We start from the raw sequence: 13,951 nt of genomic DNA on the forward strand, positions 1-13,951 counted from the left end.
ACGAGGGTCGGAGCATGCCAACCGACACCTCTCCCGGGGCCCTTCCGGCACGGACGCCCCTCGCGCCCGCGCCCGGCGAGCCCGTCCTCGACGTGGTGGTCCCGGTCTTCAACGAGGAGAAGGACCTCGAGCCGTGCGTGCGCAGGCTGCACGACCACCTGACACGGACCTTCCCCTATCCCTTCCGGATCACGGTCGCCGACAACGCGAGCACCGACCGCACCCCCGAGGTCGCGGCCGGGCTCGCCGCGGCACTGGACTGCGTACGCAGCACCCGGCTGGAGGAGAAGGGCCGGGGCAGGGCCCTGCGTACGGTGTGGTCCGGTTCCGACGCCCCCGTCCTCGCCTACATGGACGTGGACCTCTCCACCGATCTGAACGCGCTGCTGCCGCTGGTCGCCCCCCTGATCTCCGGTCACTCCGACCTCGCCATCGGCACCCGCCTGGCCCGCTCCTCACGGGTCGTGCGGGGAGCCAAGCGGGAGTTCGTCTCCCGCGCCTACAACCTCCTGCTGCGGTCCTCGCTCGCCGCCCGGTTCAGCGACGCGCAGTGCGGTTTCAAAGCCATCCGGCGCGAGGTCGCCGAGCGACTGCTGCCCCTGGTGGAGGACACGGGCTGGTTCTTCGACACCGAGCTGCTGGTGCTCGCCGAGCGGGCAGGGCTGCGGATCCACGAAGTGCCCGTCGACTGGGTCGACGACCCCGACTCCACCGTGCACATCGTCAGGACCGCCACCGAGGACCTCAAGGGTGTCTGGCGCGTGGGCCGGGCGCTGGCCGTGGGGGCGCTCCCCCTCGACCGACTGGCCCGCCCCTTCGGTGACGACCCGCGCGACCGCACCGCGGTGCCCGGAGTGGACGGCGGACTGGCCCGCCAGTTCATCGGCTTCTGCACCGTCGGAGTCCTCTCCACCCTGCTCTACCTGGTGCTGTACTCCGCCTTCCGGGCCGGAGCCGGCGCCCAGCTCGCCAACGGCGCAGCACTTCTGCTCTCCGCCGTGGCCAACACCGCGGCCAACCGCAGGCTCACCTTCGGGGTCCGCGGCAGGGAACGGGCCGTACGCCACCAGGCCCAGGGTCTGGTGGTCTTCGGTATCGGGCTGGCCCTCACCAGCGGCTCCCTCGCCGCCCTCGCCGCGGCCACGCCCCATCCCGCACACGGCACCGAGCTGGCCGTCCTGATCACCGCGAACCTCGCAGCCACCGTGCTGCGCTTCCTGCTCCTGCGCGCGTGGGTCTTCCCCGAGCGGCGCGCCACCGATCCCCGCATCCCCCGCCCCCGCCCCCGCACAGCCACGTCCACGTCAGCCACGTGCACGTCCACGTCCACGTCCAAGGAGGGCCGATGACCACGGCAGCACTCCCGATCCTTCCGGCCGCCGTGGCCGGCGCCCGTACTGCCCGGCCCCGCTGGGAACGGCCCGCTCTCGCCGGGCTGCTGATCGCCACCGCGGCCCTGCTCCTGTGGGACCTGGGGGCCTCCGGCTACGCGAACTCCTTCTACTCCGCCGCCGTCCAGGCCGGCAGCGAGAGCTGGAAGGCCTTTTTCTTCGGCTCCTCCGACGCGGGCAACTCCATCACCGTCGACAAACCCCCGGCCGCGCTGTGGCCGATGATGCTCTCGGTCCGGCTCTTCGGACTGGGCTCCTGGCAGATCCTGGTCCCGCAGGCCCTGATGGGGGTGGCGACCACCGGTGTGCTGTACGCCGCCGTACGCCGCCAGTTCGGGCCGGGAGCCGCGCTGCTGAGCGGGGCCGCCTTCGCGCTGACACCCGTCGCCGCGCTGATGTTCCGCTTCAACAACCCCGACGCACTGCTGACCCTGCTGCTCACCGTCACCGTGTACTGCCTGCTGCGGGCCCTCGAAGGGGCGCCCACCCGCTGGCTGGTCTGGGCGGGTGTCGCGGTCGGGTTCGCCTTCCTCACCAAGACCCTGCAGGCCTTCGTCATCCTGCCGCCGCTCGCCGTGCTGTACGCCGTCTGCGCGCCCACCGGGCTGCGCCGCAGACTCGGGCAGCTGCTGCTCGCAGGCGGCGCGATGGTGGTGGCGGGCGGCTGGTGGGTCGCCGTCGTCGAGCTGTGGCCCGCCTCCTCCCGGCCGTACATCGGCGGCTCTCAGAACAACTCCTTCCTGGAGCTGACCCTCGGCTACAACGGCCTCGGCCGGATCAACGGCAATGAGACCGGCAGCGTCGGAGGCGGCGGTGCGGGTGGCCCCGGGGGCGCCGACGGTGGCGGACGATGGGGCGAGAGCGGCATCGACCGGCTGTTCTCGGGCACCATCGGCGGGCAGATCTCCTGGCTGCTTCCGGCGGCCCTGGTGCTGCTCGTGGCCGGGCTGGTGATCACCTGGCGGGCCCGCCGCACCACGGACTCGGTGGACGGCATGGCGCGCGCGGCCTTCCTGGCCTGGGGCGGCCCCCTGCTGATCACCGCGGTGGTCTTCAGCTACATGCAGGGCATCTTCCACGAGTACTACACCGTGGCCCTGGCCCCCTTCGTGGCCGCGCTGATCGGCATGGGCGTCGCCGTGCTGTGGGAGGAGCGGGGCAGCGCGGTGGCCGCACTCACTCTCTCCGGCACGCTCGCGCTGACGGCGGTCTGGTCGTACGTCCTGCTCGGCCGGGCCCCCGGCTACCTGCCGTGGCTGCGCTGGGCGGTGCTGGTGGGCGGGCTGCTCGCCGCGGTCGGGCTGCCGTTCGCGGGGCGGGCAGGCCGGCGGATGCTGAGGGCCACCGCGGGTCTCGGGGTGGTGGCGGCCCTGGCCGGGCCGTTCGCGTACTGCATGACCACCGTGAGCACCGGGCACACCGGCTCCATCGTGACCGCCGGACCGGCGGTGGCGGGAGGCCGGGGCGGCCCCGGCGGGATGATGGGTGGCCCGGGCGGGTTCGGTGAAATGCCGCGGGGCGGCCGGGACGGCGGACAGCAGCCCGGTGGCGCGCTGCCGCAGGGCGCCGTACCGCCGGGCCTGGGCCAGTGGCAGGGCGGCCAGGGCGGCGGCCAGGGCCAGGGCGGCCAGGGCGGCCAGGGCGGCGGCCAGGGTCAGGGCGCACAGGGCCTGGGCGGCATGCCCGGAGCGGACGGCCGCGCAGCCGAGCGCCCGGGAGGCTTCCCCGGAGGCATGACCGGCGCAGGGCCGGGCGGACGCGGCGGCGGCGCCGGTGGCCTGCTCAACGGCGCCCGCGTCAGCGCCGAGGCCAAGGCGGCGCTCACGGCGGGAGCCCACTCCTACACCTGGGCGGCGGCGGCCATCGGCTCGCAGAACGCGGCCAGTTACCAGCTGGCCTCCGGCGTCCCCGTCATGCCGGTCGGCGGCTTCAACGGCAGTGACCCCTCGCCGACCCTGGAGCAGTTCAAGGAGTACGTGCGGGACGGGAAGATCCACTGGTTCATCGGCCAGGGTGGCACCGCCACCGATGCCACCGAGGACGGCGGACGTCGTGGCGGAGGTGGTCCCGCGGGCCCCGGCGGTGGCACCAGCACGGAGATCGAGAACTGGGTCAAGGCCACGTTCAAGGAGTCCACGGTCGGCGGAGCCGGCTTCTACGACCTGACGGCCCCGGCGTCCTGATCCCCCGATCCCCCGTCATTCGGCCCGGCGGGCGGACATCCCCAGGGGGTCTCCCGCCGATCAGCCCGCAATGCCCGGCCCACCCCCTAGCATCAAGGGGGCGGACCGGGCATTCCGGCTGGTCCAGCCGTCGCGAGGAGGGTGCCCGCATGGTGACCGCGGCCGATCCAGGCGAGATCCGGACCAGTGTGTGGCTGGTGGCCAGGCCCGCCACACCCGCCAGACGTCGCACCGAGGCACCCTCAGGGCTCGACCGGGAGCGGATCACCGCGGCCACCGCCCGGCTCCTGGACGCCGACGGGCTCACCCGGTTCTCGATGCGGCGGCTGGCTGCCGGGCTCGGCGTCACCGCGATGTCCCTCTACTGGTACGTGGACACCAAGCACGATCTGCTCGAACTCGCCCTGGACCGGGTCCTGGGGGAGCAGTCCCTGCCGGCCGGGCCGTACGGCTCCGGCCGAGCGTCAGGGTCCGGCGGGGCGGGCTGGCAGGACGGGCTGAGGGATCTGGCCCGGGGCTACCGGCGGGTGCTGGCCGACCACCCGTGGGTGGCTCCGCTCAGCGCCGCCTACCCGAACATCGGCCCCCACGCCCGGGCCTTCGACGCCGCCCTCCAGCGGCTGATGGACGCCACCGGCCTGGTGGACGTCGCCCGGACCGGTGCCCACCTGGCCGTCCGGCAGTTCCTGCACGGCTGCGGGGGCGCGGCCCGGCGGGCGCCCGAGGGCGACTTCTGCCTGGCACTCGACGTCCTGATCGCGGGCATCGAGACCAAGGCCGAGACCAAGGCCGAGACCAAGGCCGAGACCAAGGCCGAGACCGAGCCCAGGGACAAGGCCGAGACCGAGGCCAAGGCCAAGGCGGACAAGGACAAGGCAGACGCCTGAGCGCCGCCCGGGCTGTCGGGCGCCGCTCGGGCGGGGATCAGGCCTTGACGGTGGCGGCCGCGACCTCGTCGGCACCGGCCGTCCCGGCGGGCGGGGCACCGGCCGAAGCCGCCGCCGGGCTGTGGACCGCGGGCTTCGACTTCAGGGCGACCTCCTTGATGAACACCACCAGCACCAGGCCGAGGAGCGCGAACGGGGCGGCGTAGAGGAAGACGTCGCCGACGCCGTGCCCGTACGCGGACTCGATGACCTCACGGATGGGCGCGGGCAGCTTGTCGAGGTCGGGGATCCCGCCCCCGGCCGTACCGTTCTGGCCCATGGCCGCCGCGGCCTTCGGGCCGAGGGCGGTGAGTCCGTCCCGCACGTAGTCGGTGACCCGGTGGGCCATGACCGCACCCAGCGCCGAGACGCCCATGGCGCCGCCGAGGGAGCGGAAGAAGGTGACGACCGAACTGGCCGCGCCCAGGTCCTCGGGAGCCACCTGGTTCTGGGTGGCGAGGACCAGGTTCTGCATCATCATGCCGAGTCCGAGGCCGGTCAGGGCCATGTAGACCGCGATGTGCCAGTACGGGGTGTCGTGGCGCAGGGTGCCGAGCAGACCCAGACCGGCCGTCAGCAGCACACCGCCGGAGACGAGCCAGACCTTCCACTTGCCGGTCTTGGTGATCACCTGACCGGAAACGGTGGAGGAGACGAAGAGCCCGCCGATCATCGGAATCGTGAGGATTCCAGACATCGTGGGGGACTCGCCGCGGGCCAACTGGAAGAACTGGCTGAAAAACACGGTCCCCGAGAACATCGCGATGCCGACGAACAGCGAGGCCGTGGAGGCGAGGGTGATGGTCTTGTTCCGGAAGAGCCGCAGGGGGATGATCGGGTCGCTCGCCCGGGACTCGACGAGGACGAAGAGCAGTCCGAGGACCACCGAGCCCCCCGTCATGGCCCATGTCTGCCAGGAGATCCACTCGTAGGAGTCGCCGGCCTGGGTGACCCAGATCAGCAGCAGCGAGACGGCAGCGCTGATCAGGAAGGCGCCCAGCCAGTCGACCTTGACGTCGCGCCGTACGACCGGCAGCCGCAGCGTCTTCTGCAGGACGATCAGCGCGATGATCGCGAAGGGCACGCCGACGTAGAAGCACCAGCGCCAGCCCAGCCACTCGGTGTCGGTGATGACGCCGCCCAGCAGCGGGCCGCCGACCGTGGCGACGGCGAAGACCGCGCCGAGGTACCCGCTGTACCGCCCGCGCTCGCGCGGGGAGATCATCGCGGCCATCACGATCTGGGCGAGCGCCGAGAGGCCGCCGACGCCAATGCCCTGCACCACGCGGCAGGCGATGAGCGTGCCGGTGTTCTGGGACATGCCCGCGACCACCGAGCCGAGGACGTAGATCACCAGGGATATCTGGACCAGCAGCTTCTTGCTGAAGAGGTCGGACAGCTTGCCCCACAGCGGGGTGGCGGCCGTCATGGACAGCAGGGCGGCGGTGACGACCCAGGTGTACGAGGACTGGGTGCCGCCGAGGTCGCTGATGATCTGGGGCAGGGCGTTGGAAACGATCGTGGAGGACAGGATCGCGACGAACATGCCGAGCATGAGCCCGGACAGCGCCTTCATGATCTGGGGATGGGTCATGTCCACGGAGGTGGACGTGGACGTGGACGCGGGGTCGGTGGTCTTCTCCGACGGGGCCATGTCCTTCCTTTCTCTAGAAGCTCGATCGGAGTCGGGCCAGCAGGGTGTTGAGTACGTCGATGTCCTGGGTGGACCAGTCGTGGAGGGCTCTCTCCAGGGCGGCCGTGTAACGGGCGCCGATCTCGGCGAGCAGCGCCCGTCCGGCAGGGGTGAGCCGCAGGATGCGGCAGCGGCCGTCGCCCGGGTCCGGCTCGCGCTCGATCCAGCCGCGGGCGGTGATGTGGGTGACGTGCCGGCTGGTGACCGAGATGTCGACGGCCATGAGGTCGGCCAGCCGGCTCAGCCGCATCTCCCCGTGCCGGTCGAGCACGGTGAGTACGGCGGCGGTGCCGGGCGGGCAGTCCGGGGGCAGGCTGCGGGCCAGCTCGCGCTTGACCGCACCGATTCCGGTGAGCCGACGGGCCAGCTCTTCGTGCGGAGTGGTCCGCGTCGTCTGCGTGGTCTGTGTCGGCACCGGGCGACCCCCATCTTGTTGCTTGAGGCAACCATAAGAGTCAGTGGTTGCTACAGGCAAATGAATTCGGGGGTGGGGCGGTAAAGGAATCGGAAAACCGGCTAGGGTCCTGCTCCATGGCTGACAACCACAACTCACAGGTCCCCGACGGCAACTACGACCCGGCGGGCAGCACCCAGATGTTCCGGGCCTTCGTCGAGGAGGCCGCACCGGCCCGGCAGGCGGGCCCGGGGTCGCGCCAGCAGCGCCGTGCCGAGCAGGAAGCCGCCAAGGGGTCGGGCCCGGCCGCGAAGGTGGCGCTGGTCCTCGCGCTGGTGCTCGTGATCGGCGCGGCCGCCTGGGTGGTCCTGCGCTGAGCCCGCGGGCCGCGGGCCGCGGGCTGCGGAACCGGCCGGCTCAAGACGGCCGCGACCGGTCGGGACCGGGTGGCCGGGGCCGGCCGGCTTCAGGCGGCCGCGACCGGATGCCGGGTGGCCGGGGTCGGTCGGTGCCGGGGGGCCGCGACCGGTCAGTTCCAGGTCGCGGTGACCTTCCGGGTGTCCACGTGCATGCCCAGGGGCACCCGCCAGGCCTCCAGGCACACCGTGTAGGTCTGCGTCTTCGAGGCTCCGCCCGCGAGGGGTGCGGGGAGCGGCTGGGTCGTGGTGAGCGTGGCCCAGTCGATGCCGAGGGCCCCGATGACGTGCGTCGCGAACGTGACCGTGCCCGAACGGGCCGCGGTGCTGCCGGTGTTGGTGAAGGTCACGGTGACCCGCTCGCACCAGCGGTCGGCCGCGGCGGACCGGACCGGCGCGGACAGCGTCAGTTGCGCAGGGGTGGCCGGTGGCGGCGCCGGTGGCGTGGTGCCCGGCCTGCTGGGCGGCCCGCCGGGGCTCGTCGGACCCGTGGGGCCGGTGGGGTTTGCGGGGGCCGGTGAGCCGTGAGTGCCGGGTGATGTGGGAGTACGTCCTGGGCCGCCGGTGGACCCGGGGGTGCTCGCCGGACCGCCGGGGGCGGTGTCCGTCGCTCCGCCCGGGGTGGAGCCGCCCGCGCGGTCCGGTCCCGGGGGCGCGCCCGACGTACCGGACGGCGCGGCGGATCCGCCCGTCGCGGCCGGGCCGCCGAGCTGCTGGAACTCCACCCCACCCTGCGGCGCGACGTTCTCCCCCGCCCCCCGTTCGGGTCCCGGGGCGGCGGCGCCCACGGCGGAGAAGCCCTCGCGCCCCGGGCCGCCACAGCCGGTGAGGCCGGCGGCGGCCGTGCAGCACAGGGCGAGCAGGGCGGTGGCCGCGCGCGATCCCCTTCGCATCGCGCCAGTGTTCCTGACGGCTCGTCAATTGGGAAGTGCTCGCCATCGGATCGCCCGGCCGACGGTCAGGTCGCTCGGTCAGGTCGCGCGATCAAATCGGGCCGGGCGGTCAGGTCGGGCGGGGTCGGGCCGGGCGGCAGGCCGACGGGCGGACGGCCGGATGCCGGACCGCCCGCCCCCCTCGCGTCAGTCCCCGATGAGGCCCACGCGCAGCTGCGCGAGCGTGCGCGTCAGCAGCCGGGAGACGTGCATCTGGGAGATGCCGACCTCCTCGCCGATCTGTGACTGCGTCATGTTCGCGAAGAACCGCAGCATGATGATCTGCCGCTCCCGGGGCGGGAGTTTGGCGAGCAGCGGCTTCAGGGACTCGCGGTACTCGACGCCTTCGAGCGCGGTGTCCTCGTAGCCGAGGCGGTCCGCGAGCGAGCCCTCGCCGCCCTCGTCCTCCGGGGAGGGCGAGTCGAGCGAGGAGGCCGTGTAGGCGTTCCCGACGGCGAGGCCGTCGACGACGTCCTCCTCCGATACGCCGAGCACGGCAGCGAGTTCCGGGACGGTCGGCGAGCGGTCCAGCTTCTGGGCGAGCTCGTCGCTGGCCTTGGTCAGCGCCAGGCGCAGCTCCTGGAGCCGGCGCGGGACGCGCACGGACCAGGAGGTGTCCCTAAAGAATCGTTTGATCTCGCCCACGACGGTCGGCATGGCGAACGTCGGGAACTCCACGCCGCGTTCGCAGTCGAACCGGTCGATCGCCTTGATCAGCCCGATGGTGCCGACCTGGACGATGTCCTCCATCGGCTCGTTGCGGCTGCGGAAGCGGGCGGCGGCGTACCGCACGAGGGGCAGGTTCAGCTCGATCAGGGTGTCGCGTACGTACGCCCGTTCGGGGCTGTCCGCGTCCAGGGTGGAGAGTCGCTGGAAGAGCGAGCGGGAGAGGGTTCGGGTGTCGATGGCTTCCGAGCGTTCGGAAACAGCCGGCGGCGTCACGGGCTTTACGAGCGTGAGCACCTTGGAGCTGCCCTGGTCTACGGACATGCCACCCCCTTGAGGTCGCGGACGGTCGCGTACGGCGCGCCCGTCAGAGGAACGCAGCTTCCACCTGAATACCGGAGGCGGGGCCGCGGCAAACGCGGTTCAAGCAGAATGTCACATGTCGGCAACACGCTGTAGCGCCATGTCGACATATAGTTCCGACGACAGAAGGGGGCAGAGTGTGATCAGCCCGTTCTGTCGGGAAACGGGTGAATGATCTACGCCTGTTACGGTTACGCCTCGATCCTGTTTGCGGATCTCAGTCGGGCGAAGCTGCGCGCCAGGAGCCGCGAGACGTGCATCTGCGAGACGCCGAGCTCGGCACTGATCTGTGACTGCGTCAGATTGTTGTAGTACCGCAGCAGCAGGATCCTTTGTTCACGCTCGGGCAGCTGTACGAGGAGGTGGCGCACGAGGTCGCGGTGCTCGACCCCGGCCAGTTCGGGATCCTCGTAGCCGAGCCGGTCCAGCAGCCCGGGCATCCCGTCGCCCTCCTGCGCGGCCTCCAGCGAGGTCGCGTGATAGCTGCGCCCGGCCTCGATGCAGGACAGCACCTCGTCCTCGGTGATGCGCAGCCGCTCGGCGATCTCGGCAGTGGTCGGGGTGCGGCCGTGGAGGGTGGTGAGGTCCTCGGTGGCGGCGTTGACCTGCACCCACAACTCGTGGAGCCGGCGCGGCACGTGGACGGTGCGGACGTTGTCGCGGAAGTACCGCTTGATCTCGCCCACGACCGTCGGCATCGCGAAGGTCGGGAACTGCACGCCGCGATCCGGGTCGAACCGGTCGATGGCGTTGATCAGGCCGATCGTCCCGACCTGGACCACGTCCTCCATCGGCTCGTTGCGGCTGCGGAAGCGGGCGGCCGCGTAGCGGACCAGCGGCAGGTTCGCCTCGATCAGGGCCCCGCGCACCCGGGCGTGCTCGCTGCTGCCCGGCTGGAGGCCCTTCAGCTGGCCGAACAGGACCTGGGTGAGGGCCCGGGTGTCCGCGCCGCGGCCCGCGGGCCGTGGGGCTGCCGGAGGGGCTGCCGGAGGGGGCGTCGGAGGGGCTGTGGGAGAAGGGGCTGTCGGAGGGGCTGCCGGAGGCTCCTCGGGTGGCTGCCCCTGGCGCGTTCCGGTGCGGGGCTCCTGCTGGGGCGGTACCTGGGGGTCTTGCTGGGGTGGCACTTGAGGCGCAGTACTGGCCGGCACGGTCACGCCACCCCTTCAGTCAACTCATCCGTTAAAAGCGGTCATAGCATCACAAGAGATGTGCACTGTGTGCAAGCACCGTATATCGCCGTGTTGACGGCAAGTTGGGCATATCCGGGCATTATGCCCGGCGGTGGGTACGCAAAAGCCCCCCACCCGTCGAGTGGGGGGCCGGAAGTCCGGGAACCGCTTCGGCGTACGGGTCAGCGCACCAGTTCGGTTATGAACTCGCCGATGCCGGAAGCGGCATCCGATATCCCCTGGAAGCCTATTTCCACGATCTCGGCGGCTCGCTTCGGCTGGGTGATGATCACGAAGAGGGCGAATACGGTGAGGGCACCCGTGATGAGCTTCTTGGTGTCCACGTGCGGGCGGCCTCCCCAACCGGTCCTTGCAAGTCGGGTGAGTCTAACCGGTCGGGTTTGGGCACTCACCTGTCCTTTAAGGACCAATGACCCGGTGCTCCGGGTCCTTTGCCGGTCGGTCGCCGGCCGGGGCGGACGCAGGATGGATGGGAGCCCACCGGTTCTGGCAGGAAACCGGTGGGTGGGGGACAGGGCCTCACTGCGGGGTCCGGCCGCGAGCTTCCCCCTGAACCGCGGCCGGCCGGCAGGTCCGTCCTCGTCGGGGGAAGTGGCTTGTCCCCCCGATGCCACTTCCCCCGCAAACGCGTCGAAGGTCCCGGCCCCGGTCGGGGCCTTCTTCGTGTGCGCCCGCGGAGCAGCGGCTACTGGATGGCGCCGGCCAGGTCGGTGAGGGGCTGTACGGGGGCGATCACGGGCGCCAGCTGGTTGGGCAGGTCCGTCAGCGCGTTGAGCCCGTTCGCGCCGTCGCCGATCTTCCCGACGACCTCCTGGACGGAGGCGGGCTGGACCCCCGCGGGCGTCCCGGGCGACGGGATCGGCACGTCCGGGAGGGTCAGCGGGGAGATCGGGGCCGTGTCCGCGGAGGCGGCGGGTGCGGCGAGGCCCGCGGCGGCTCCCGCGAGGGCGAAGGCGGCGAGGATGCGCTGGGTCTTGGTCATGCCGTGACAACGGCCGAGGGGGCGGGCGGTCACGCCGCTGTCCTCCGGAGGGCCGATCGGGAGCGCACCCGAAAATGCCGAGAGCCCCGACCCTTGCGGGTCGGGGCTCTCGATCGAAGCGGTAGTGGAGGGATTTGAACCCCCGATGGGTTGCCCCATACTCGCTTTCGAGGCGAGCTCCTTCGGCCACTCGGACACACTACCGAGATGGATCCTAGCCTAAGGAACCCCATCCGCTGAAATCGGTGCGCGCCGACCCCTCCCGCAGGCCCTCTCCCGGCGTTCCGGGCCCGGCTCACAGGTCGCGGAAGAAGTCCGTCAGCTGCCGTGCGCACTCCTCGCCGAGCACACCGCGCACCACTTCCGGCCGGTGGTTGAGCCTGCGGTCCCGTACGAGGTCCCACAGCGACCCGGCGGCTCCGGCCTTCTCGTCGTCCGCGCCGTAGACGACCCGGGCGATCCGTGCCTGCACGAGCGCGCCCGCGCACATGACGCACGGCTCCAGGGTGACCACGAGGGTGCATCCCGGGAGCCGCCATTCCCCGAGTTCGGCGGCGGCCCTGCGCAGCGCCAGGACCTCGGCGTGCGCCGTGGGGTCGCCGCTCGCCTCGCGTTCGTTGTACCCGGTGGCGAGGAGTTCCCCGTCCGGGCCCAGCACGACGGCGCCGACCGGCACATCGCCGGCCGGCACCGCCCGGGCGGCCTCCTGGAGCGCCAGGCGCATGGAGTCCCGCCACGGGTCCCGCACGGGATCGACGGGATCGGTGGTGTTGGCGGTGAGCACTAGCGGACGGCCTCCAGGACCTCGGTGGCGCCGAGGGACTCGGCGATCTCCGTGAGGGCGTCCCCGTCCAGGGTCATCAGTTGCTTGTTCGTCACGCCGAGGTCGTCCAGCAGCCGGGGGTCGCCGAGCGGGCCGGCCGGTACCGGCTCCGAGCCGGCCCCGCGCTCCCCGTCCTCGTCGGCGTCCTCGTCCGTGAACGCGGCGATGGATTCCTCCTCGCCGTCCTCGGTGCCGTCCAGGTCCAGCTCGTCGAGTTCGTCGTCCTCCTCGTCGCTGCCCAGCAGCTCTTTGGTCAGCATCGAGCCGTAGGAGCTGCGGGCGGCCGCGGCGGCGTTCGAGACGAAGTACCGCGGGTCCTCCTCGCCGTCCACGCGGACGACGCCGAACCAGGCGTCCTCCTGCTCGATGAGGGCGACCACCGTGTCGTCGTCGACAGCGGCGGAACGGGCGAGATCGATCAGATCACTGAGGGACTCGACGTCGTCGAGTTCCATGTCGCTCGCTTCCCACCCGTCTTCGGTGCGCGCGAGCAGTGCGGCGAAATACACCGTGACTCTCCCACTGGTCTTAGGCGTGCCGGTTGGAGGTCCCCCCGGCCGGAGGACGGGACGAAAGCGGCCGTGCTGCTCGCCGCCCTGCCCCGCCCAATCGGCATCGTGGCAGAAACGGCGGCGTTGCGAGAGGTCTTCCGCGCTTGCGTCGTGCCGCGCCGTCACCCGCCGGGGCCGGTGCGGGGTTGCGGCGCCGGGGCGTTCCGGGGTGCCGGGGGCCGCGCCGGTTGCCCGTCGGGCCGCTCGTGTCGCGCCGCGCGGCTCCCGCATCACCAGCGGAACGTGCGCATGCGCATCTGCTGGCGCATGCGGGCCGCACGCGCGCGGCGGGGCTGTACGCGATCGCGCAGCGCGCGGGCCTCCATCAGGTCACGCAGGAACTGCGCGCGGCGTGCTCGGCGCTGCGCCGCCGTCTCCGGAGCGTCGTCGCTCGGCTGCGTGTCGGGCATCGGCCACCACCCTGGGCTGGTCGGTCGTTTCCCCCTGCACCCACCTTCCCCCGGACAGGGCGTTTGATGCCACCCCTGTGCAGGTCAGACGTCGTCCTTGAGGGTCGGGACGATCGCCACGGGGCCGTGCGCGTGGTGCAGTACGGCGTGGGCCACGGAGCCGATCTGCAGCGACATGGCGGTGCGCCGCGGGTGGTGGCGGCCGACCACCACCAGGGCCGCCGACCGGGAGGCGTCGACCAGCCGTCCCGCCGCGTCGCCGGGGACCGCGGCCTGCTCCACGGGGACGTCCGGGTAGCGCGTGCGCAGCGGTGCCAGCCGCTCGGTCTGGGACCGGAGCATCTCCCGCTCGGCCGGCACGCCGTCCCCCTCGTCGGCGAGCCCTTCCGGCGGGATCACCTCGAAGGGCCGGTCGATCACGAGGGCCGGCGCGGGCGGGACGGCGTACGCGGAGACCACCTGGACGGTGGTCCCCCGCACGGCCGCTTCCGCGAAGGCGAAGGACAACACGTCGTCGGGGGTCTCGGCGGCGTGCAGACCGAGCACCACGCGTCCGGCGGACTCCTCGGAAGTGGTCGCGGCGGCGTTGCGCTCGGCGTGCGGGACCACCACCACCGGGCACGGGGCGGTCGACGCCACCGCCCTGCTGCTCGATCCGAGCAGCAGGCTGGCGAAGCCGCCGCGCCCCCGCGAGCCCATCACCAGCATCAGGGCGCCGGAACCGATCACGCGCAGTGCCTCGGGGACGGAGCCCTCCAGCGACTCGTACCGGACCCCATCGGGCAGCGCGGGGCCGTCGCCCAGCACGCCGCGGACCCAGTCGCCCACGGGGTCGGCGAACTCGTCGGGCTGCCGGGCATCGTGCAGTGACGCCCGGCGGCCCGCGTACAACTGGGCGTGGTCGGGCAGTACATGGGCGATGAGGAGTTCCGCACCGTGTCGCAGGGCGGCGCCCCGCGCCCACTGGAGGGCCACCAGGCTGTGCTCGGACCCGTCGACGGCTGCGATCACCGGTGCGTTGCTGCTCATCA

General features: G+C 72.2%; 15 protein-coding genes and 1 tRNA gene. 4 read left to right on the top strand and 12 right to left on the bottom strand.

Annotated elements, in window-relative coordinates:
* The first annotated feature begins 14 nt into the window (after positions 1-14).
* The 3 genes from IH80_RS0101460 to IH80_RS0101470 all read left to right on the top strand — a co-directional run bounded on the left by IH80_RS0101460 (position 15) and on the right by IH80_RS0101470 (position 4,461).
* Positions 15-1,349, top strand: a complete 1,335-nt coding sequence (locus IH80_RS0101460; RefSeq protein ID WP_051808615.1) for a bifunctional glycosyltransferase family 2/GtrA family protein — start codon at positions 15-17, stop codon at positions 1,347-1,349.
* Positions 1,346-3,574 (top strand): ArnT family glycosyltransferase, encoded by a 2,229-nt coding sequence (locus IH80_RS0101465; protein WP_030956989.1) that lies wholly within the window; start codon positions 1,346-1,348, stop codon positions 3,572-3,574. Before IH80_RS0101460 ends, IH80_RS0101465 begins: the two co-directional genes overlap by 4 nt.
* A 149-nt stretch (positions 3,575-3,723) precedes the next feature.
* A complete protein-coding gene (locus tag IH80_RS0101470; protein WP_051808616.1) occupies positions 3,724-4,461 on the top strand; it encodes a TetR/AcrR family transcriptional regulator in 738 nt (245 codons plus the stop codon).
* Positions 4,462-4,498: 37 nt separating this feature from the next.
* Here IH80_RS0101470 and IH80_RS0101475 read toward each other — a convergent pair whose 3' ends face one another.
* Positions 4,499-6,154, bottom strand: a complete 1,656-nt coding sequence (locus IH80_RS0101475) for an MDR family MFS transporter (RefSeq protein ID WP_051808617.1) — start codon at positions 6,152-6,154, stop codon at positions 4,499-4,501.
* 13 nt (positions 6,155-6,167) lie between these two features.
* A complete protein-coding gene (locus IH80_RS0101480) occupies positions 6,168-6,608 on the bottom strand; it encodes a MarR family winged helix-turn-helix transcriptional regulator (protein ID WP_030956993.1) in 441 nt (146 codons plus the stop codon).
* 116 nt (positions 6,609-6,724) lie between these two features.
* Here IH80_RS0101480 and IH80_RS0101485 point away from each other — a divergent pair, with 116 nt between their 5' ends.
* Positions 6,725-6,964: a hypothetical protein gene (locus IH80_RS0101485; protein WP_030956995.1), complete on the top strand. Its 240-nt coding sequence runs from the start codon at positions 6,725-6,727 to the stop codon at positions 6,962-6,964.
* A gap of 152 nt (positions 6,965-7,116) precedes the next feature.
* Here IH80_RS0101485 and IH80_RS43460 read toward each other — a convergent pair whose 3' ends face one another.
* From IH80_RS43460 to IH80_RS0101535, 10 genes are all read right to left on the bottom strand, one after another.
* Positions 7,117-7,896, bottom strand: coding sequence for a hypothetical protein (locus IH80_RS43460; protein ID WP_030956997.1), 780 nt, complete (start codon positions 7,894-7,896; stop codon positions 7,117-7,119).
* A 186-nt stretch (positions 7,897-8,082) separates the two neighbouring features.
* Positions 8,083-8,925 (bottom strand): RNA polymerase sigma factor SigF, encoded by an 843-nt coding sequence (locus IH80_RS0101495; RefSeq protein WP_030956999.1) that lies wholly within the window; start codon positions 8,923-8,925, stop codon positions 8,083-8,085.
* 230 nt (positions 8,926-9,155) lie between these two features.
* The gene (locus IH80_RS0101500) at positions 9,156-10,112 is read right to left on the bottom strand and encodes an RNA polymerase sigma factor SigF (protein WP_078906267.1); all 957 of its coding nucleotides are present in this window, start codon (positions 10,110-10,112) and stop codon (positions 9,156-9,158) included.
* A 203-nt stretch (positions 10,113-10,315) separates the two neighbouring features.
* Positions 10,316-10,477, bottom strand: coding sequence for a hypothetical protein (locus IH80_RS45235; RefSeq protein WP_167344740.1), 162 nt, complete (start codon positions 10,475-10,477; stop codon positions 10,316-10,318).
* A 362-nt stretch (positions 10,478-10,839) separates the two neighbouring features.
* Positions 10,840-11,169, bottom strand: coding sequence for a hypothetical protein (locus IH80_RS0101510; RefSeq protein WP_030957003.1), 330 nt, complete (start codon positions 11,167-11,169; stop codon positions 10,840-10,842).
* Between the two features lie 86 nt (positions 11,170-11,255).
* Positions 11,256-11,340, bottom strand: a tRNA-Ser gene (locus tag IH80_RS0101515).
* 91 nt (positions 11,341-11,431) lie between these two features.
* Entirely contained in the window at positions 11,432-11,860 is a 429-nt protein-coding gene (gene tadA / locus IH80_RS0101520; protein WP_030957004.1) for a tRNA adenosine(34) deaminase TadA, read from the bottom strand.
* A gap of 59 nt (positions 11,861-11,919) precedes the next feature.
* A complete protein-coding gene (locus IH80_RS0101525) occupies positions 11,920-12,468 on the bottom strand; it encodes a hypothetical protein (RefSeq protein ID WP_030957005.1) in 549 nt (182 codons plus the stop codon).
* A 272-nt stretch (positions 12,469-12,740) separates the two neighbouring features.
* Positions 12,741-12,920 carry a hypothetical protein gene (locus IH80_RS0101530; RefSeq protein ID WP_030027564.1) on the bottom strand — a complete coding sequence of 60 codons (180 nt, stop codon included), beginning with the start codon at positions 12,918-12,920 and terminating at the stop codon, positions 12,741-12,743.
* 84 nt (positions 12,921-13,004) lie between these two features.
* Positions 13,005-13,949, bottom strand: coding sequence for a universal stress protein (locus IH80_RS0101535; RefSeq protein WP_030957006.1), 945 nt, complete (start codon positions 13,947-13,949; stop codon positions 13,005-13,007).
* Positions 13,950-13,951 lie beyond the last annotated feature (2 nt).

Origin of the sequence: Streptomyces sp. NRRL S-378 (assembly GCF_000720645.1) — a bacterium.
Classification (GTDB): domain Bacteria; phylum Actinomycetota; class Actinomycetes; order Streptomycetales; family Streptomycetaceae; genus Streptomyces.